The organism is Actinokineospora enzanensis DSM 44649, assembly GCF_000374445.1.
Lineage (GTDB): Bacteria > Actinomycetota > Actinomycetes > Mycobacteriales > Pseudonocardiaceae > Actinokineospora > Actinokineospora enzanensis.
Genome location: NZ_KB894450.1, coordinates 19,882 through 39,395 on the forward strand (window position 1 = coordinate 19,882; position 19,514 = coordinate 39,395).

Below are 19,514 nucleotides of genomic sequence, written 5' to 3' on the forward strand. Positions count from 1 at the left end.
TAGCGTTCCCACAGCAGGGGCGAGGAGGGACGCGGGTGGTCGAGGGAGACGCGGACGGCCGGGAGACGGCGGCGCAGGAGCTGGAGCAGGAGCTGTCCAAGCTCTTCGGTCGGGCGCGCAGCCTCTCGCTGACCCTGGCCGCGCAGGTGCACCCGGGGTTGGATGGCGCGTCCTACTCGCTGCTGGTGCACCTGGGCGGCATCGGTCCGCTGCGGGCGGCGGACATGGTCGAGCGGACCGGGCTGGACAAGTCGACGGTCAGCAGGCAGATCGCCCGGCTGGAGGAGCTGGACCTGATCGAGCGGGTGGCCGACCCGACCGACGGGCGGGCCCGGCTGGTGCAGCTGACCGAGCTGGGCGGTGCCCGGCTGGCGGAGGTGCGCGCGGATCGGCGCAAACGGTTGCGCACAAGTCTGACCGAGTGGTCCACGCCCGAGATCGAGGAGTTCTCCCGCTTGCTGGCGAAGCTCAACGGCGACCTGTGACCCACATCTCGCCACCCGTTGTTCACCGAGCGCCCCGGCTGCGCGCGGTGATCGGGTCTGCGCTGGTCACCACTCCTGCGGCCGAGTCGGGCCCGGCTCGGCGGGCTGTGCACAAAGCTGTCCACGGACCTGTGGATAAAGACCTGGGGATTGTGGATAACTGGGTCACGGCTGTGGATAACCTGGTTGCGACATGTGGGTGACCGGTCGCCCGCTCATCCCGCCGGGTGATCGTGCCGGGCTCGGGTAGCCGGATGCCCGCCGTTCACCAGAGTGGGGCCCGGGGTCGCTCCGAAGTTCTCGTACTTGAGCGGAACAGACTCAACTTTCCTGACGTTGTCCGTGGTGACGAAGTGAGCCACCAGCGTGGCCGGACCGAGGTGGGAGATGGACGCGTTCAACCCGACGACCAAGACACAGCAGGCGATCACCACGGCCGCCCAGGCCGCGTCGAGCGCGGGCAACCCGGACATCCGGCCGGGGCACCTGCTCTCCGCCCTGCTCGACCAGACCGACGGCATCGCCGCCCCGCTGCTGACCGCGGTGGGCGTCGACCCGGGCGCGGTGCGCCGGGAGCTGGTGCCGCTGTTGCGTGGGCTGCCCTCGGCCACCGGTGCAACGGTGTCCTCCCCGCAGCTGTCCCAGCAGGCGCTGCGCGCGATCACGCACGCGCAGAAGCTGGCCACCGAGATGGGCGACGAGTACGTCTCCACCGAGCACCTGCTGGTCGGCCTGGCCGCCGAGGGCGGTGACGTCGCCGACCTGCTGCGTCGGCTCGGCGCCACCCCGGACACGCTGCGCGAGGCGTTCACCAAGGTCCGCGGCTCGGCCAGGGTGTCCAGCCCGGACCCGGAGGGCACCTTCCAGGCGCTGGAGAAGTACGGCGTCGACCTGACCGCGCGGGCCCGCAAGGGCGAGCTGGACCCGGTGATCGGCCGCGATGCGGAGATCCGCCGGGTGGTGCAGGTGCTGTCCCGGCGCACCAAGAACAACCCGGTGCTGATCGGCGAGCCCGGCGTCGGCAAGACCGCGATCGTGGAGGGCCTGGCCCAGCGCGTGGTTGCGGGCGACGTGCCGGAGTCGTTGCGCGGCAAGCGGGTCGTCTCGCTCGACCTCGGCTCGATGGTGGCAGGCGCCAAGTTCCGCGGCGAGTTCGAGGAGCGGCTCAAGGCGGTGCTCAAGGAGATCACCGACTCGGCAGGCCAGGTGATCACCTTCATCGACGAGCTGCACACCATCGTGGGCGCCGGGGCCACCGGCGAGGGTGCGATGGACGCGGGCAACATGATCAAGCCGATGCTGGCCCGCGGCGAGCTGCGCATGGTCGGCGCCACCACGCTGGACGAGTACCGCCAGCACATCGAGAAGGACCCGGCGCTGGAGCGGCGGTTCCAGCAGGTGCTGGTCGGCGAGCCGTCGGTGGAGGACACCATCGGCATCCTGCGCGGCCTCAAGGAGCGCTACGAGGTGCACCACGGCGTGCGGATCACCGACGCCGCCCTGGTCGCCGCGGCCACCCTGTCGGACCGCTACATCACCGCCCGGTTCCTCCCGGACAAGGCCATCGACCTGGTCGACGAGGCCGCCTCCCGGCTGCGCATGGAGATCGACTCCCGGCCGGTGGAGATCGACGAGGTGGAGCGCGCAGTGCGCCGCCTGGAGATCGAGGAGATGGCGCTGGCCAAGGAGGACGACGCCGCCTCCCGGGAACGCCTGGCCGCGCTGCGCGCCGAGCTGGCCGAGCGGCGTGAGCGGCTGTCCGCGCTGACCGCCCGCTGGCAGAACGAGAAGGGCTCGATCGATCGGGTCCGCGAGCTCAAGGAACAGCTGGAGGCACTGCGCGGCGAGTCCGAGCGGGCCGAGCGCGACAGCGACCTCGGCCGGGCCGCCGAGCTGCGCTACGGGCGCATCCCGGCGCTGGAGAAGGACCTGGCAGCGGCCACCGCCGCGACCACCACGCCCGACCAGCCGGTGATGCTCAAGGAGGAGGTCGGCCCGGACGACGTCGCCGAGGTCGTCTCCGCGTGGACCGGCATCCCGGCGGGCCGCATGCTGGAGGGCGAGACGCAGAAGCTGCTGCGCATGGAGGACGCGCTGTCCGCCCGCGTCGTCGGGCAGGCCGAGGCCGTCCGCGCGGTCGCCGACGCGGTCCGCCGCACCCGCGCGGGCGTGGCCGACCCGGACCGGCCGACCGGCTCGTTCCTGTTCCTCGGTCCCACCGGCGTCGGCAAGACCGAGCTGGCCAAGGGCCTGGCCGAGTTCCTGTTCGACGACGAGCGGGCCATGGTCCGCGTCGACATGAGCGAGTACTCGGAGAAACACTCGGTGGCCCGCCTGGTCGGCGCCCCGCCCGGCTACGTCGGCTACGACCAGGGCGGTCAGCTCACCGAGGCGGTCCGCCGCCGCCCGTACGCGGTGGTGCTGCTGGACGAGGTGGAGAAGGCCCACCCGGACGTCTTCGACGTGCTGCTACAGGTCCTCGACGACGGCAGGCTCACCGACGGCCAGGGCCGCACGGTCGACTTCCGCAACACGATCCTGATCCTCACCTCGAACCTGGGCTCCCAGTCGATCACCGACCCGGCCCTGGACGACCGGGGCAGGCACGACGCGGTGATGTCCATCGTGCAGCGCCACTTCAAGCCCGAGTTCCTCAACCGCCTCGACGACGTGGTCGTCTTCCACGCGCTGGCCACCGAGGAGCTGACGGCCATCGTCGACATCCAGATCGCCCGCCTCGGCAAGCGCCTCGCCCAGCGCAGGCTCACCCTGGACGTCTCCCCGGCCGCCCGCGAATGGCTGGCCCTCAACGGCTTCGACCCCGTCTACGGTGCCCGCCCACTCCGCCGCCTGGTCGCGTCGTCGATCGGCGACCAGCTGGCCAGGGCGCTGCTGGCAGGCGACATCCGCGACGGCGACACGGTGTTCGTGGACGCCAAGGATGACAACAGCGGCCTGACGGTGGTCCGCGAGTCCTGATCGGACCGTGGTCCCACGACGAGGGGCGTCCCGGGATTCCCGGGGCGCCCCTCGCCATTTCAGAACCACACACCAAGCTCGTGCACCCGGTGCACGGCGGCCACCACGCCGGGACCGGGCGAGCTGCCTACCGGGCCTGCCGTACGGGCGGTCACCGCCGCGGTCGAAGCCGGGCACGACTGGCCGCGCGAGGACCCCGACGTGCCGCGGCCACGCCAGGAGGTGCGTGACGCCGTGGGTGAGTACCGGCGCAGGTCGGACGAGGAGAGCAGGCTGTATCAGCAGCTGCTCACCGGGCGGCGGCAGGCGTGGGTGGTGTGGCCCGGCCGCGACACCCGGCGCGAACTCACCCCGTGATCTTGATGCGCGGCCGTTGACGACTACGCTGCTCGACGTGGGCATTCCCGCGTGGGTCTGGTTCGTGATCGCGGTCGTCGCCGGTGCTGCGGGCGGCCTCTTCCTGCTGCGCGATCGAGCTCTGCTCACCTCGCGCAACCGGGAGCGACGCCGATGGGCGGCGCTGCGCGGGTGGCAGTTCGCCGAGATCGACCCGGTGCTGCCCAAGCAGTGGGCGGGTGGCGCGATCGCCTACTACGGCGACGGCGTGGCCAAGGACGTGGTCGCTGGCTCGACGTTCACCTCCGACGGGCGCCGCAAGGTGTTCGTGTTCGACCTGGAGGCGGGCGGCCGGATCAACGTGGTGATCGCCGCCGTGCAGTGCCACCGGGTGCACCCGGTGGTCCTGGAGCTGTGGGTGCCCAGCACCCCGTTCCAGCGCGAGCACATGCCTGAGCTGCTCGGCCCGGTCGGCCAGCGGTACGCGTTCGTGTCCGACATCGCCGCGGCCCGTGCGCTGATCACCCCGGACCTGGTGGACGCCACCGAGGAGATCGGCCAGGACATCGCGGTCGCCTGGATCGAGAACGGCTGGGTGCTGGCCGCCGCCGCGCCCGGGTCCAGCCCGTCGCGGCTGGAGCGGCTGCTGCGCGGTATCGGCGAGATCGCCGACGTGGTCGACCCGTTCGGCGAGGACGACCGGCCGCTGAAGGTCGTGCCCAGCCAGCCCGCGCGGCCTGCCGAGGACGCCTCGGCGGAGGCGGACGCGCGGGACAAGCCGACCGCGTCCGGGGACTGAGCGGTCCCGAGCGGTTCCGGCCGGGAATACCACTTAGTAGGTTGGCCGCATGCCAACAGCGCTCATCACCGGGGCCACCGCGGGTATCGGCGCGGCCTTCGCCCGGCGGCTGGCCACCGACGGCTACGACCTGGTCCTGGTCGCCCGCACCACCGAGCGGCTCAAGCAGTGCGCCGCCGAGCTGGCCGAGGCGCACAGCGTCGCGGTGCAGACGCTCACCGCCGACCTGTCGACCACCCGCGCCCGCAAGCGCGTCGAGGCCCGGCTGGCCGATCCGGAGCGCCCGGTGGACCTGTTGGTCAACAACGCCGGGTTCGGCACCCGGGGCGCCTTCGCCGAGGCTGACCCGGACTGGCTGCAGAACCAGCTGGACGTCAACGTCACCACGGTCATGCGGCTGACCAGAGCGGCGCTGCCCGGCATGATCGCCCGCGGGCACGGCGGAGTGATCAACGTCTCCAGCGTGGCAGGCTACTTCCCGGCCACCGGCCCCTCCTACGCCGCCACCAAGGCCTACGTCACCGCGCTGTCCGAGGGCCTGGCCGCGAACCTGCACGGCACCGGCGTCCGCGTCGTCGCCCTCTGCCCCGGCTTCACCCGCACCGAGTTCCACGAGCGCGCGGGCGACGACATGTCGCCGCTCCCCGAGTTCTTATGGCTGCAGGCCGACCGGGTAGCCGCCGACGCCCTCGCCGACCTGCGTCACCACCGCGACCGCTCGGTCCCGGGTCTGCCCTACAAGGCACTGCTCGGCGTGACCAAACTTCTCCCCCGCGCCGCCTTGCGCTTCCTGACGAAGCAGGCATCGGCGGGTCGCGACCGCGGTTAGAAACCGCCGGAGACAGGGAGAACAGCGCCGGTCACGAACGACGCTGCCGGGCTCAGCAGCCAGACGACGCCCTCGGCCACCTCTTCCGGCTCCCCCGCTCGCCCCACCGGGATGCGAGCGGCCAGCCGGTCCGGGCGGTCCGGCGCGCCCGCGGCGGCGTGCAGGTCGGTCTTGATCAGCCCGGGGGCGACGGTGTTGACCCGGATGCCCTCCGCGGCGACCTCCTGCGCCAGCCCGTAGGTCATCGTCTCCACCGCGGCCTTGCTGGCGGCGTAGTGCGCCCATTCGCCGGGGGAACCGCGATGGGCGGCGGTGCTGGAGATGGTCACGATGGCACCGCCGGTGTGCCGCAGGCGGCGGACTGCTTCCCGCAGACAAAGGAACACACCGGTGACGTTGACGTCCAGCACCCGCCGCACGGTGGCGGCTGACTGCTCGTCCAGCCGAGCCAACACACCGCCCGACGTGCCCGCGTTGGCGACCAGCGCACCCAGCGGTCCCAGCTCGTCGGCCTGGGCGAACAGTGACGCCACCTGGTCCTCGTCGGCCACGTCGGCCTGGACCGCGATCGCCCGCCGACCGAGGGACTCGACATCGGCCACCACCGAGCGGGCGGCCGCGGCGTCCCGCGCGTAGTTGACGACCACGTCGTACCCGTCCCGGGCGGCGCGACGGCAGACGGCGGCCCCGATGCCGCGGGCACCGCCGGTGACAACGAGAACGGTCATACGGCCATAGTGGCACGTTCCAGGCGACTGGCCGCCTCGATCAACATCCAGCCGGACAATTGCACCGACATCTCGTTGTCGAACCGATGATCATCCGGCGTCGACCAGTCCGTGCCGAGCGTCGGTCCTGGCCGTCGAGCATGCCAGGCGGCCTCGGCGGAGGTGAGTACCAGTGAGCCGGCCAGGTCTCCCGCGGCCGCGGGCATACGCACCGCGGACAGAGCCAGGTAGCGGGCCAGGATCCCGGCGAACAATCCGCCATCACCACCGTCGCAGCCGGGTAACACCCCGTCGACCGCCAGGTGCGCCCGCACCGCCCGCACGGTCCGCGCCGCCAAGTCCGGTTTGGACAGTTCGACGCAGGCACCAAGGAAGACGCCCTGGCAGTAGGTGTAGAAGGTCTCCACGACCCGCTCCACCGAACCGTCGGCACGCACGTAAAGCCCGTCCCACAACAGGTTCGTCGCCGGATCGACCAGCAGCCGGTCCATCCATTCGAGCATCGAGCGAGCGGGCCCGGTCTCCCCGCGCCGCGCGAGCAGGATCGCGGCCGGGCCGTTGGCGGGCACGTTCTTGTACGTGTCGCCCCGCCGCCACCAGATCCCGCCGCCCGCGTGATCACTCCAGCCGGACCGCAGCCGACGGGTGATCGCGGTCAACGCCCGTTCCGCGGGCACGCCGGAGCGCAGCAACGCCAACCCGAGCCAGGCGATGTCGTCGTAGTACGAGTTGGTCCAGGCCCCGAGGTTGCGCGCGTGGATCCCCCGCACCAATGCCTTGATAGCCCGCGCCCGCTCGGCTTCCGGCGCGCGCGACTGGGCGTCGACCAGGCAATCCAGCAGGTGCGCCTGCCACCAGTAGTTCCACGACACCCCGCCCGGACGTCCCAGCAAAGTCCCCGGCACACCCCACAACCGCCGCACATACCGCGACCGCACCGAGCGCTCGACCTCGGCCGCCCGCTCAACCCAGGTCACGGCCGTTCACCAGGCCTGGTCCAGATCGGCGTGCGCGCGGATCCAGGCGTGCATGACGATCCCGGCCGCCACCCCGGCGTTGATCGACCGGGTCGAGCCGAACTGGGCGATCGACACCAGCAGGTCGGCCTCCTTGCGGGCCTCCTCGGTCAACCCCGGCCCCTCCTGCCCGAACAACAGCACGCACCGCGGCGGCAGCACCACCGTCTCCACCGGCACCGCGCCCGGCGTGTTGTCCACCCCCACCACGACCAGCCCGTCCGACCGTGCGAAGTCCACAAGGGACTCGACGGTCGGGTGGTGGTCGACGTGCTGGTACCGGTCGGTGACCATGGCACCACGTCGGTTCCACCGCTTGCGGCCCACGATGTGCACCGCGCGGGCGGCGAACGCGTTGGCGGTGCGGACCACGGTTCCGATGTTGTGGTCGTGCTGGAAGTTCTCGATCGCCACGTGGAACCCGTGCCTGCGCCGGTCCAGATCGGCGACCACCGCGTCCCGCCGCCAGTACCGGTAGGCGTCGACGACATTGCGGCGGTCGCCCGCCGCGAGCAGGTCGGGGTCGTAGTGCTCGTCGGCAGGCCACTCGCCCGGCCACGGCCCGACCCCGACCGGGTCGCCGAACACCCACTCGGTCGGCCCTACTTCACCGGGACCATCAACCTCGGGCTTTTCCGATTCCGCCACAGGATGTACACACCCACATAGGAGAAGACCAACAGCATGACCGCGCCGACAGCCACCACCTTGAGGTAGCCCTCGGGAACGATCGAGCCGTAGATGTAGTACTGGTTGAACCCGCCCGGGAGCGGGCCGAGCCCTTGGTGGGCCCGGAAGTAGTTCTCCAGCGCCGTCAGCGGGCACGACACCGGGGTGACGTTGACGATCACGCCCCAGGCGGCGAAGAACACGTGCAACAGGATCGACCGGGGCCACTTCCACGCCAGGAAGCCCCCCAGGCCGATGTACAGCAGCGCCGCGAAATGCACGACCACCGTCGCGCCCGCGAGCAGAGCGAACACCGGACCACCTCCCCAACTCGGCGGGTACCTCCAAGGTACCCCGCCGTGCGGGGAGGGCCACCGGTATTAACCCTGGTCAATCCCCTAGGGGTAGACCGATATCGGCGCGTCCGAGCAGGTAGCGGTAGGGCAGGCCGCGGGCCTCGATCGCCTCCCGCGCGCCGGTGTCCCGGTCGACGACGGTGACCACGCCGATGACGGTCGCGCCCGCCTCCGCCAGCGCGTCGACGGCGGTCAGCACGCTGCCACCGGTCGTCGAGGTGTCCTCCACCGCCAGCACCCGCTGCCCGGCGACCTCGATCCCCTCGACCCGCCGCTGCATACCGTGCTCCTTGGTGGCCTTGCGCACCACGAAGGCGTCCAGCACCTCACCGGCCGCGGCCGCGGCGTGCATCATCGCCACCGCGACCGGGTCCGCGCCCAGGGTGAGACCACCCGCGGCGACGTAGTCCCAGTCGGCGGTGAGCTGCCGCAGCAGCCGCCCGATGAGCGGGGCCGCGGAGTGATGCAGTGTGGCCCGGCGGAGGTCGACGTAGTGGTCGGCCTCCTTGCCGGACGCGAGCGTGACCTTGCCGTGCACGATGGCAAGTTCGCTCACCAGGCGGGCCAGTTCGCCCTTGGCGGAGGAATCGACAGAAGGAGCGGTTCGCACGGGGTGCAAGCCTCTCATGCCCGCCCGCTCAGCCGAAGCCCCGGCTGTCCTGCTTGAGCGCGGTGTCCACGGTCAGTGCCGAGGCCACCACCATGCTCAACAGCGGGTCGGCCAGCTGCCGGTGGATCTGCAGCACGTAGTTGTCCGCGGTGGTGAACAGGGTCTTGGCGATGCCCTCGAAGGTCTTGGTGATCCGCGCGACCTCGGCCCCGGTGTGGTCCAGGATGGCGAAGTTCCAGGCCCGCCAGTTCTCCGCCTGGATGCCACCGATGTCCTGGCCGTTCACCACGAACGAGAACCGGATCTTGCCGAACACGTTCTGCTGCACGATCTCGCCAAGCGGCGACCCATCGCCCCGCTCGACCACCATGCGCGACTTGAACACCTTCGCCGGGCGGGTCAGGCGCAGCACGGTCTGGTGGTTGAGGTCACGCACCTCCAGCCGGTGCGTCAGGAACTGGTCGTAGCTGCTCAGGAAGCGCACGGCCTTCTTCAGCGCGCTCTGGCCGACCTCGGCGACCGAGCCGATCTGGCGGCCGTTCTGGTCGAAGACCGAGTACTCGTTCGACATCTCGATCAGCTTGACCTTCTGGTTCACCACCAGCACGGGCTCGCTGAACAGGGTGCCGCCACCCTGGCCGGTCTGGCCGACCCCGGCGCGGCGCTGCTGGTCGCGGATCTTGTTCGGGTCGGGCGCGCCGCCGAGCGGGATCTCCCAGCCACTGCCGTCACTGCGCGGGGGCTGGCCCTGGGCCTGGCCCGCCTGCTGGGTGTGGTTGGTCCACTGGGTGCCGTCCCACCAACGCAGGAGGGGGGAGCCGGGGTTCTCGGGATACCACCCGGGCTGGGGGTTTGTCATGCGGGGAGCCTAGCCCGAGTGGGTTGTCTTTTGCGGCTGGTTGGAGGCGTGCGCCGAGTGTCCGGGTTGTCCGAATGTGGTCCGTGGTGTTACGCGGCTCGCTTGTGGATTTGGCCCACCTGCGGCGTCAAGCCGAGCATCGCCAGCAGTTCGGCGCATTCCTCAGCGTCTGCGGCTGTTGCCGCCACTACCCGCGTGGCCCTGCGTCGTTGTTCCGTCGAGACGGCTACGTCCAGGTCGCCGGTCATACCGAGGTCGTCGGACATGGAGACCACTCCTTGCGCTGTGTAGGTCCGGGTCGCGCCCGAGATACCCACGATCGTGTGTCGTCACACGTGTCCGGGTCACAGCTCGTCCGGGATGGGCTACTGGCGCGGGAGAGACCTCCTCTTCAGCAGCCGCAGGAACCCCGGTGAACGAGTTCGGGGGCCAGCAGGACGGTTTCCGGTGCGCGGTCCGGATTCTTGAGGCGGGACATCAGCAGTCGCACGGCTGAGCGGCCGATCTCGTCGACCGGGTGGGCCATGGTGGTGATGCCGGGGCTGACCAGGTCCGCCCAGTCGACCTCGTCGTGGCCCGCGATGGACAGGTCGCGGCCGATCTCCAGGCCGTGCGCGCGGGCCTCGCGGTAGGCGCCCGCGGTCATCGCGCCGTTGCCGGTGATGACGGCGGTGGGGCGGTCCGGGACGCGGAGTAGTCGGCGCATGGCCAGGACGCCGTCCTCGTGGGTGGCGCCGCCGCCCGCGACCAGGTTGGAGTCCCAGCGGAGGCCGGAGCGGCCCAGGCCGAGGCGGTAGCCGAGGGTGCGTTCCTCGCTGGCGCTCATCCACTCGACGCCGCTGATGAAGGCGATGCGGCGATGGCCGGCGCCTGCCAGGTGGGAGACCAGGGCCGAGGTGGACTGGATGTTCTCCGGGCCGACCTGGTCCAGCTTGATCTTGTGCGAGACCCGGTCCACCAGTACCGCGGGCACTCCGGTGCGGGCCAGTTCCTCCAAAGTGGACGTGTCGCCCGGGGCGGGGGTGAGCAGCACGCCGTCCACCCGGCGGGCGCGCAGCTTGTGCACGGCCGAGCGTTCGCCGTCCTCGGTGTCCAGCGTGTCGCCCAGCAACACCGTGTAGCCTGCAGCGCTGGCCTCCGCCTCGATGGCGTGGATCAGTTGGGCCAGGTGCGGGTTCGCCAGTAACGACATCGCCACGCCGATGGACATGGTGCCGCCGGTGACCAGCGAGCGGGCGATCGCGTTGCCGGTGTACCCGGTCGCCTCGATCGCCGCCTGGACCCGGTCGCGGGTCGCCGCGGCCACCGGTCTGGTCTCGTTGACCACGTGTGAGACGGTGCTGATCGACACCCCGGCCAACCGGGCGACGTCCTCCATAGTGGCCACTGCGTGCTCTGCTCCACTCGCTCTGGCAAACGCTTGCGGGAACCCTACCCACCGGGAGGCGGGAACGATGCGCCGGGAGACCTTCGCCGACCTCGTGGCGCGCGCGACGGCGCTGGCCATCCCCGGTAAGCGACACCTCCTCGGTATCTGCGGCGCCCCCGGCGCGGGCAAGTCCACCCTCGCCGAACGGCTCGCCGCCGCCCTCGGCGAGCACGCCGCCCTGGTCGGCATGGACGGCTTCCACTTGGCCCAGCGCGAACTGGACCGGCTCGGCCGCGCCGACCGCAAGGGCGCCCCGGACACCTTCGACGACGACGGCTACCGGCACCTGCTGACCAGACTGCGCGCCAACACCGACAAGATCGTCTATGCGCCGGAGTTCCGCCGCGCGATCGAGGAGCCGATTGGCTGCGCGGTCCCGGTCGGGTGTGACGTTCCCCTCGTGATCACCGAGGGCAATTACCTGCTGCTGTGGCCGGGTATCCGAACCCTGCTGGACGAGGTCTGGTTCCTCGACCCGGCGCCGGAGATCCGGCGAAACCGGCTGCTAGCACGGCACATGCACTACGGCCGGAGCGCGGACGAGGCACGCGCCCGCACCGACGGGTCGGACGAGCGCAACGCCCGGCTCATCGCCGCCACCGCGGCGGACGCGGACCTGGTGTTCGCGGAGATCGACTGAGCCTCACCGAGGTGTCACCTGACTGGGGCACTATGGCGAACGGTCCGCCCCCGAACGGGTCAAGGAAGGATGGAAAGCCGATGCCCACGCTCACCGGCGTTCACCACGTCGCCCTCACCGTCACCGATGTCGACCGCAGCGTCCCCTGGTACGAGCGCGTCCTTGGCTTCACCACGGCCGGGCGGTCCGACGAGGGCGAGCACGGCCTGCGCAAGGTGTTCCTGCGCGGCTTCGGCATCACCCTCACCCTGGTCCAGCACCCCGGCGGCGCGCACACCGCCTTCGACGAGTGCAGACCGGGGCTGGACCACCTCACCTTCTCGGTGGCCGACGAGGTCGAACTGCGCACCTGGACCGACCGGCTCACCGAACACGGCGTCACCTTCTCGCCGATCACCGAGGAGATCTCCGCCCCTGGCACCGCCGTCGTCGCACTGCGCGACCCGGACGGCATCCAGCTCGTGCTGTGGGCTCCGCCGATCAGTCGGTGACCGAGACGCTGTCGACCGGCTTGCGCATCTCCTGCCGGTAGCGCCAGATCCCGTACGCGGTGCCGAGCACGAAGAACGCGATACTCCCGATCACCGCCACGGTCTGCAACCACGGCAGCTGCTCCAGCAGCCCGGCCGCGTAGTACCCCACCAGCACCAGCGTCGGCACCCACGCCAGCCCGCCGACGAACGTCGCCACCAGGAACCGGCGCGCGTCCATCTTCGCCGCCCCCGCGATCAACGGCGCCAGCGTGCGGATCCACGGGATCCACCTGGCCACCACGATCGCGAAGAACCCCCGCCGGTCGAGGAAGTCCCGCGAGCGGTCCAGGTTCCGCTGGTTCAGCACCCGACCACCCACCCGGGTGATGATCGCGTGCCCGGTCTTGGCACCGATGACGTAACCCAGTTGGTTGCCCGCGACCGCCACCACCGTCGCCGTCGCCGACAACCACCACGCTTGATGCTCGTGCCCGTGCTGCGCCAACACCACCCCGGCGGCGAACAGCAGCGAGTCGCCGGGCAGGAACAACCCGACGATGAACGCGCACTCGGCGAACACGAAACCGAGCACGATCACCCACACCAGCAGTGGGCCTGCGGATTCGAGCACGCCAAGAGCGGTGTTCACGGCCGTAGGGTACGTGCACGGGCACGCGGCGTGCAGGTGAACCACGCCCTATTCACCTGGGCTTGACCACGAGTCAACGCCCATTGTGCGCGGCCGTGCGGATGTGCTCGGTGATCGACATCGGCCGGTGTCGCCCGCCGAGTGGCCAGGGTCAGGGCTATTTCCATTCGTCGTAGCCGAGGGTTATGTCGTGGGTGCCGGATTGGCCTCGGGTGAGGGTGACCTGGTGGGCGGCGGGTGAGTAGCCGCTGGCGATGACGGTGTACTGGCCTTCGGTGATGTCGTCGATGGAGTAGGTGCCGTTGGCGTCGGTCGTGGTGACCGTGATGACCTCGCCGACGGCGTCCAGGACCGTGATGCGGGCGTCGGGGACGATCGTGCCCGCCGCGGTTCGGGCGATGCCGGTGAGGGTGGCGGCGCCCAGCAGTTCCGCGTCCTGGCGGTGTGGGCCGCTGTCCGGGATGGTGACCGGGATGGCGGTGGGCTGGTAGTCGTCGGCGCGGATGACGAGGGTGCTCGGGCCGGAGCGGACGGCGGTGAAGCGGTAGCTGCCGTCGGCGGCTGTCGGCTGGGACTCGATGACCTCGCCGCGGGGGTCGGTCAGGGTGACCTGGGCGGAGCCGATGGGGGCGTGGCCGTCGGCGGTCATGACGAAGCCGTGCAGGACCGTGGCGCCGAGGAGTACGACATCCATTGTGGACTGTCCGGGTCGGACCTTCACGGCGGTGGCGCGGGGCTGGTGCTCCGGGGCAGAGGCCAGCAGCACGTAGGCGCCCGGCATGGGAGCGTCCAGCAGGTACTCTCCCGCGCCGTCCGAGCCGACGCGGCTGACCTGTTTGCCGTCGGCGTCGATCAGGGTGAGGGCGGCGCCCGCGACGATCGTGCCGTCCGGGTGGCGGACCTGGCCGCGCAGGCCGACCAGCTCGCCGCGGAGGGTGGCCGCGTCGTCCGGGTGGAAGCCGTTGGTTGGCGCGGGTTCGGAGTGGTCGAGGCCGTCCATGCTCTCCTTGGCCTCGTCCGGCAGCAGGGCCTCGCCGCCCTCCATGATCGCGGCGGGGGCGCTGGCGGTGCGCAGCGGGATCTCCTTGATGAACAGGGAGACCAGGAACGCCAGCACCATCACGCCCGCGCCGACCAGGAACACCAGCTGGATCGACTCGACGAAGCCCTCCTGGAACGGGCGGGCCAGGCGCGGGTCGATCTGCTGCAGGAAGGACGAGTCCTGCAGCACGCCGCCGCCACCGCCGCCGCTCTGGAGGGCGGCGAACACCGGGCGGTTCACCGGGTTGGACCGCACCGCCGGGTCGGACAGCGCGGCCTGGAACTCCGGGGTGCGCATGGCGTTGTGGAACGCGGTGGAGATGTTGTCGGTGACCGTGCTGAACAGCAGCGACAGGAACACCGCGACACCGAGCGTGCCGCCGAGCTGGCGGAAGAACGTGATGGACGCGGTGGCCACGCCCATGTCCCGGAACGGGACCGCGTTCTGCGCGGCCACGGTCAGCGTCTGCATGCAGTTGCCGAGGCCGAGGCCGAACACGACCATGTACAGGATCGGCTGCCAGATCGGCGTTTCCACATCGACCAGGTGGAACAGCGCCAGCCCGGTGACCAGCAGGGCCGAGCCGATGATCGGGAACACCTTGTAATGCCCGGTGCGCGAGGTGATCTGGCCCGAGGTGATCGAGGCGATCATGATGCCGAGCATCAGCGGCACCATCATCAGGCCCGCCTCGGTCGGCGTGAAGCCGCGCACGATCTGCAGGTACTGCGGCACCATGGTGATCCCGCCGAACATGCCGACACCCAGGATGGTGCCCGCGATGATCGTCATGGAGAACGTCGAGGTGCGGAACAGCCGCAGCGGGATCAGCGCCTCGTCCTTCATCGCCTTCTCCACCAGCAGGAAGCCGATCAGCCCGACGAAGCCGATGCCGTAGCAGACCAGCGCCCGCTGCGAGGTCCAACCCCAGTCCCGGCCCTGCTCGGCCACGATCAGCAGCGGCACCACGGTGACCGACAGGAAGATCGCGCCGAAGTAGTCCACCCGGTGGTCGTGCCGCTCGTGCGGGACGTTCAGCACCCGCATGACCACGATCAGCGCCACGATCCCGATCGGCACGTTCACCAGGAACACCCAGCGCCAGCCGGTGATGTGCAGGATCTCCGCCTGACCGGCGAAGAACCCGCCGATGACCGGGCCGAGCACGCTGGAGGTACCGAACACGGCCAGGAAGTAGCCCTGGTACTTGGCCCGCTCCCGGGGCGGCACGATGTCCGCGATGATCGTCAGGGCGAGCGACATCAGACCGCCCGCGCCCAGCCCCTGGAATGCCCGGAACGCGGCCAGTTGGTACATCGACTGGGAGAACGTGCAGGCCAGCGAGCCGAGCACGAACAGCGTGATGGCGGTCAGGAAGAACGGCTTGCGGCCGTAGATGTCCGACAGCTTCCCGTACAGCGGGGTGGAGACGGTGGACGTGATCAGGTAGGCGGTGGTCGCCCAGGCCTGCAGGCTGAGCCCGTCGAGGTCGTCGGCGATGGTCCGGATCGAGGTGCCGACGATGGTCTGGTCCAGCGCGGCCAGGAACATGCCGAGCATCAGGCCGGACAGGATCACCACGATCTGCCGGTGGGTCAGCGCGGGCTTCGGCTCCTGGACGGCGTGCTTCGCCGCGGTGTCCTCGGCGGTGACGGCGGTCATTCGGGTTCCCCTTGGTAGCTCTCTAGTTCGGCGTTGAACCGGGTCAGCAGGTGGACGAGGGTGCGGCGGTCGGTCTCCGGCCAGTCCCGCAGCAGGGTGAGGACCAGCCGGGTGCGGTGCGCGCGAGCGGCGGCGAACACCCGGTGGCCCTCCGCGGTCGGGGCCAGTACGCAGGCCCGGCCGTCGGTCGGGTCGGCGCGCCGCTCCAGCCAGCCGAGCCCGACCAGGTGGCTGACCTGGCGGCTGACCGTGGACGGGTCGGCGTGGATGGCCTCGGCGAGCGCGTTGGCGCGCAGCGGGCCGGTGTGTGTGAGCGCGGCGAGCAGCGCGTAGTTGGCGCGCTCCACCGGGTCCTGGCCGGTGAACTGCTGTTTGGCGTGGTGGGTGAGCCGGACCAGGCGTACCAGCTGCAGGCCAAGGTCGTCGGCGGTGGCCAGGTCGTCCGCGGTGCAGTCAGGCGAAAGGTCGCCCAGGACCGGGGCGGAGGCGCGCGTGCCGGGGACGGTGTCCGCCATGCGTCTCTCCTTGGTTGTGCATCACAACTGGTTGCGTTGCCCAAGCATGTTCTTCCCGGGTGGTGATCGCAAGCGCGGCGCGCGCGGCGTCAGGCGGCCAGTTCGCGCGCGCGGCAGGCCCGCACGAACTCGCCTGCCTGCCGGATCGCCAGCCTGCCCTCCGGCAGGATCGCGGCGAACGCCGGGAACACGTGCACCTGGCCGGGCCAGACGCGCAGGTCGCAGTGCGCCCCGGCGGCGGTCAGCGCGGCCGCCAGGCGCTCCGCGTCGGCTAAGAGGCACTCCGCGCCGCCCACCTGGATCAGCGTCGGCGGCCAGCGCCGCTTGGTACCGCGGAACACGTCCAGCCGCGGGTGGTCGACGCCCAGCTCGCCCGCGTAGAGCGCGGCGACCTCACGGGCGCGCGCGGGCGGGATGTACGGGTCGCGCCGGGCGGCGTCCCGGGCGTCGAGATCCGCACAGGTCAGGTCCAGGAACGGGGAGAACAGCACGGCCGCGCCGGGCATCGCCGCACGACGCCGGGTCAGCTCGGCCAGTAGGCCCGCGACCAGGTGGCCACCCGCCGAGTCGCCCGCCATGACCACCTGCTGGGCGGTGTAGCCCTGGTCGAGCAGCCAATGGAACGCGGCCAGCGCGTCGTCGGCCGCCGCCGGGTATGGGTGCTCGGGGGCGCGGCGGTAGTCCAGGAGCAGCACGGGCAGTCCGGACGCCTGCGACAGCGCGCCCGCGAGGTGCCGGTGGGTGCGCAGCGAGCCGAGCACGAAACCGCCGCCATGCAGGTAGAGCAGCACGCCCGCGCGTTCGTCGGCCTCGCGCGCGGTCAGCCACAGGCCGGTGACGTCGCCGTAGCCGTGCACGGCCGAGACCGCGCGCACGCGGGTGCCGCGCGGCAGCGGAGCGACGCTGACTGCCTCGTACGCCTCGCGCAACGCGCGCAGCTGCCCGCCGCGCAACGAGAGCCGGTCGGCCAGCGGGCGCACGCCAGCGAGCAGGAACCGTGCCAGCGCCCTAGCCCGCACGCTGGGTCCCGGCAGCTCGGCCATGGCAACCCCCGACCGGACGTCGGTAGTGACGCCCACCACACCAACTGTAGGTCAGAGATCAGCGCATCGCCTACGGTGACAGCTGTGGGCGCGTCGTTGCTCGACCAGCTGCGGACCATCCTCGGCGCGGACGGGGTGGTCACCGATCCCGATGTCACCGCGGGCTACCGGCGCGACATGATGCCGCTGGCCCCGCACGGCGAGCCGCTGGCCGTCGTGCTGCCGCGCACCACCGAACAGGTGCAGGAGATCGTGCGGGCCTGCGCCCGGCACGGCACCCCGATCGTGCCGCGCGGCGCGGGCAGTGGCCTCTCGGGCGCCGCCAACGCCGTGGACGGCTGCGTGGTGATGGTCCTGACCAGGATGAACGCCATCCTGGAGATCGATCCCGACAACCGGCTGGCGGTCGTCGAACCCGGCGTGGTCAACCTGGACCTACGGGACGCGGTCGCCAAGCACTGCCTGTTTTACCCGCCGGACCCGTCCAGCTACGACTGGTGCACGATCGGCGGCAACCTGGCCACCAACGCGGGCGGCCTGTGCTGCGTGAAGTACGGGGTCACCACCGACTCGGTGCTCGGCCTGGAGGTCGTGCTGGCCGACGGGGAGCTGCTGCGCACCGGCAGGCGCACCGTGAAGGGCGTCGCGGGCTACGACCTGACCAGGCTGTTCGTCGGCAGCGAGGGCACCCTGGGCGTGATCACCCGGGCCACCCTGGCGCTGCGCCCGCTGCCGCAGGCCCCCGGCACGCTGGTCGCCGCGTTCGGCTCCACCGCCGCCGCGGGCGCGGCGGTCAGCCGGGTGATCCGCGAGGGGATCGTGCCGTCCCTGATGGAGATCATGGACGCGGTGTCGATCGCGGCCGTGGAGACCCACCTGAAGACCGAGCTCGGCGCGGGCCGGGGCTGCGCGGCGCTGCTGATCTGCCAGTCCGACGCGGGCGGCGAGGCGGCCCGGCGCGAGCTGGCCGCGATCGGGCAGGCCTGCCGGGACTGCGGTGCCGAGCTGGCGTACACCACGTATGACCTGGCCGAGGGGCAGATGTTCCTGACCGCGCGGCGGGCCGTGCTGCCCGCGCTGGAGGTCTACGGCGCCTGGATGACCGACGACGTGTGCGTGCCGCGCACCCGGATCGCCGAGCTGATCGAGGGCTGCGCGCGGGTGAGCGAGGAGGTGGGGTTGCGGGTCGCCGTGGTCGGCCACGCGGGCGACGGCAATATGCACCCGACCATCGTCTACGACCCGACCTCGCCCGATGACCTGGTGCTGGCCCGGCGCGCGTTCGACCAGATCCTGGAGATCGGCCTCGGCCTTGGCGGCACGGTGACCGGGGAGCACGGCATCGGCAAGGTCAGACGCGAGTGGTTGGTCCGCGAGATCGGTCCGATCGGACTGCGTACGCATCGCGCGCTCAAGGCCGCCCTTGACCCCGCCGGGTTGTTCAATCCCGGATCGATGTTCGCTCTACAGTGAGGCGGGAAGCGGAGAAGATCACCACACGATGCCGACGGGTCGAGACCATGGACCAGCAGCAATACGCCACCGCAACCGAGATCTGCCTGCGCCTGTCCGGCAGGCTCCCCGACGACGTGCTCGGCGCCGTGCAGGCGCACTGCTTCGCGGGCGAGGACGAGATGGCCATCGCCGCCCTGCTGCTCAACCTGCAGTACGAGGGCGTGCCGATCACCGCGGAGGAGGCTGCGCTGATCCGGGTCCTGCTCGACGACCCGCACGATCCGGAGCTGGCCGAGGTGACCGTGGTGGACAGCCCGCCCACGCTGGCCTACCGGTTCAGCCCGACCGCCCCGGCTGACGCCCCGGACCCGGCTGGCGCCGATCGGGCGATCACCGCCGAGGCCGCCCTGGTCGGCGGCAGGCGGGTGCGGCGGGCCTGGCGGGAGCCGCTGCCGGAAGCGGCGAACCCGGCCACCTGGGTGTACCTGGTGCAGGTGCCGCCAGGGGTGGACGAGCTGCGTGCGCGCAGCGCGATCAGTTCCCGGCTGTGGGTGCACCGGCAGGAGAAGTGGCCGGTCGAGGTGATGGTGGAGGGTCGGCTGCTGCCGCCCTACCAGGCGGCCGCGGTCACCGCCGCGCACCAGATCTGGGCGGCGGCGTAGGCGCTGTCCTGCAAGTCCGGCACGCGCTATCCGCGCCCGCGCGGCCTCTGGCCGCACGGGCGGAAAGCCCAAGTACAACCCGGTACGTGCGGCTTCCCGCCCGCACGCCCAGAGACCACGCGGATCACGAATCCCGCGCACCAGACTTACCGGACAGCGCCTAACCGCTCAGCGGTTGGTCTCGCGCCTGCGCTCGGCGCGGGCCTTGAGCATCTCGATGATGATCGGGATGACCGAGATCAGCACGATCAGGACCAGCATGGCTTCGAGGTTCTTGT

Annotated in this window: 21 protein-coding genes; 9 read left to right on the plus strand and 12 right to left on the minus strand. The window is 71.1% G+C overall.

The annotated features are described in order from the left end of the window. Window positions 1–35: 35 nt before the first annotated feature. From C503_RS0134305 to C503_RS0134325, 5 genes are all read left to right on the plus strand, one after another. Window positions 36–485, plus strand: coding sequence for a MarR family winged helix-turn-helix transcriptional regulator (locus C503_RS0134305; RefSeq protein ID WP_018686745.1), 450 nt, complete (start codon window positions 36–38; stop codon window positions 483–485). Window positions 486–872: 387 nt separating this feature from the next. Further along, entirely contained in the window at window positions 873–3,464 is a 2,592-nt protein-coding gene (clpB, locus tag C503_RS0134310) for an ATP-dependent chaperone ClpB (protein WP_018686746.1), read from the plus strand. 201 nt (window positions 3,465–3,665) lie between these two features. Beyond that, window positions 3,666–3,821, plus strand: coding sequence for a hypothetical protein (locus C503_RS46465; RefSeq protein WP_018686747.1), 156 nt, complete (start codon window positions 3,666–3,668; stop codon window positions 3,819–3,821). Between the two features lie 37 nt (window positions 3,822–3,858). Further along, entirely contained in the window at window positions 3,859–4,599 is a 741-nt protein-coding gene (locus tag C503_RS0134320) for a type III secretion system chaperone family protein (protein ID WP_018686748.1), read from the plus strand. A gap of 49 nt (window positions 4,600–4,648) precedes the next feature. Further along, window positions 4,649–5,428 (plus strand): SDR family NAD(P)-dependent oxidoreductase, encoded by a 780-nt coding sequence (locus C503_RS0134325; protein WP_018686749.1) that lies wholly within the window; start codon window positions 4,649–4,651, stop codon window positions 5,426–5,428. Here the strand turns inward: C503_RS0134325 and C503_RS0134330 are convergent. The 8 genes from C503_RS0134330 to C503_RS0134365 all read right to left on the minus strand — a co-directional run bounded on the left by C503_RS0134330 (window position 5,425) and on the right by C503_RS0134365 (window position 11,044). Continuing rightward, window positions 5,425–6,156 (minus strand): SDR family oxidoreductase, encoded by a 732-nt coding sequence (locus tag C503_RS0134330; RefSeq protein ID WP_018686750.1) that lies wholly within the window; start codon window positions 6,154–6,156, stop codon window positions 5,425–5,427. The genes C503_RS0134325 and C503_RS0134330 overlap by 4 nt on opposite strands. Continuing rightward, complete coding sequence (locus C503_RS0134335) at window positions 6,153–7,133, minus strand: glycoside hydrolase family 76 protein (RefSeq protein WP_018686751.1); 981 nt, start codon at window positions 7,131–7,133, stop codon at window positions 6,153–6,155. Before C503_RS0134335 ends, C503_RS0134330 begins: the two co-directional genes overlap by 4 nt. A 6-nt stretch (window positions 7,134–7,139) precedes the next feature. Beyond that, the gene (locus C503_RS0134340; RefSeq protein WP_051115014.1) at window positions 7,140–7,820 is read right to left on the minus strand and encodes a TrmH family RNA methyltransferase; all 681 of its coding nucleotides are present in this window, start codon (window positions 7,818–7,820) and stop codon (window positions 7,140–7,142) included. Then, on the minus strand, window positions 7,775–8,155 hold the full coding sequence (locus C503_RS0134345) for a DUF2784 domain-containing protein (RefSeq protein ID WP_018686753.1): 381 nt from the start codon (window positions 8,153–8,155) through the stop codon (window positions 7,775–7,777). Before C503_RS0134345 ends, C503_RS0134340 begins: the two co-directional genes overlap by 46 nt. Before the next feature lie 76 nt (window positions 8,156–8,231). Next, a complete protein-coding gene (gene pyrE / locus C503_RS0134350) occupies window positions 8,232–8,825 on the minus strand; it encodes an orotate phosphoribosyltransferase (protein WP_026316995.1) in 594 nt (197 codons plus the stop codon). Between the two features lie 10 nt (window positions 8,826–8,835). After that, window positions 8,836–9,666 (minus strand): LURP-one-related family protein, encoded by an 831-nt coding sequence (locus C503_RS0134355; protein ID WP_018686755.1) that lies wholly within the window; start codon window positions 9,664–9,666, stop codon window positions 8,836–8,838. A gap of 89 nt (window positions 9,667–9,755) precedes the next feature. Next, window positions 9,756–9,932, minus strand: coding sequence for a hypothetical protein (locus C503_RS47080; RefSeq protein WP_018686756.1), 177 nt, complete (start codon window positions 9,930–9,932; stop codon window positions 9,756–9,758). A 125-nt stretch (window positions 9,933–10,057) separates the two neighbouring features. After that, the gene (locus C503_RS0134365; protein ID WP_018686757.1) at window positions 10,058–11,044 is read right to left on the minus strand and encodes a LacI family DNA-binding transcriptional regulator; all 987 of its coding nucleotides are present in this window, start codon (window positions 11,042–11,044) and stop codon (window positions 10,058–10,060) included. A 76-nt stretch (window positions 11,045–11,120) separates the two neighbouring features. Between C503_RS0134365 and C503_RS0134370 the strand changes: the two genes are divergently transcribed. Both C503_RS0134370 and C503_RS0134375 read left to right on the plus strand, forming a co-directional pair. Then, window positions 11,121–11,735, plus strand: a complete 615-nt coding sequence (locus tag C503_RS0134370) for a nucleoside/nucleotide kinase family protein (protein ID WP_018686758.1) — start codon at window positions 11,121–11,123, stop codon at window positions 11,733–11,735. An 80-nt stretch (window positions 11,736–11,815) separates the two neighbouring features. Next, window positions 11,816–12,226 (plus strand): VOC family protein, encoded by a 411-nt coding sequence (locus C503_RS0134375; protein WP_018686759.1) that lies wholly within the window; start codon window positions 11,816–11,818, stop codon window positions 12,224–12,226. Here C503_RS0134375 and C503_RS0134380 read toward each other — a convergent pair. From C503_RS0134380 to C503_RS41970, 4 genes are all read right to left on the minus strand, one after another. Continuing rightward, window positions 12,216–12,857 (minus strand): DedA family protein, encoded by a 642-nt coding sequence (locus C503_RS0134380; RefSeq protein WP_018686760.1) that lies wholly within the window; start codon window positions 12,855–12,857, stop codon window positions 12,216–12,218. The two genes, C503_RS0134375 and C503_RS0134380, sit on opposite strands and share 11 nt — an antisense overlap. A 157-nt stretch (window positions 12,858–13,014) precedes the next feature. Next, on the minus strand, window positions 13,015–15,561 hold the full coding sequence (locus C503_RS0134385) for an MFS transporter (protein WP_018686761.1): 2,547 nt from the start codon (window positions 15,559–15,561) through the stop codon (window positions 13,015–13,017). Beyond that, window positions 15,558–16,076 carry a MarR family winged helix-turn-helix transcriptional regulator gene (locus tag C503_RS0134390; protein WP_018686762.1) on the minus strand — a complete coding sequence of 173 codons (519 nt, stop codon included), beginning with the start codon at window positions 16,074–16,076 and terminating at the stop codon, window positions 15,558–15,560. Before C503_RS0134390 ends, C503_RS0134385 begins: the two co-directional genes overlap by 4 nt. A gap of 89 nt (window positions 16,077–16,165) precedes the next feature. Beyond that, entirely contained in the window at window positions 16,166–17,155 is a 990-nt protein-coding gene (locus tag C503_RS41970; RefSeq protein WP_245572656.1) for an alpha/beta hydrolase fold domain-containing protein, read from the minus strand. A gap of 48 nt (window positions 17,156–17,203) precedes the next feature. Between C503_RS41970 and C503_RS0134400 the strand changes: the two genes are divergently transcribed. Both C503_RS0134400 and C503_RS0134405 read left to right on the plus strand, forming a co-directional pair. Continuing rightward, window positions 17,204–18,592, plus strand: coding sequence for an FAD-binding oxidoreductase (locus C503_RS0134400; RefSeq protein ID WP_018686764.1), 1,389 nt, complete (start codon window positions 17,204–17,206; stop codon window positions 18,590–18,592). A gap of 47 nt (window positions 18,593–18,639) precedes the next feature. Continuing rightward, window positions 18,640–19,236: a hypothetical protein gene (locus C503_RS0134405; RefSeq protein ID WP_156893715.1), complete on the plus strand. Its 597-nt coding sequence runs from the start codon at window positions 18,640–18,642 to the stop codon at window positions 19,234–19,236. Window positions 19,237–19,514 lie beyond the last annotated feature (278 nt).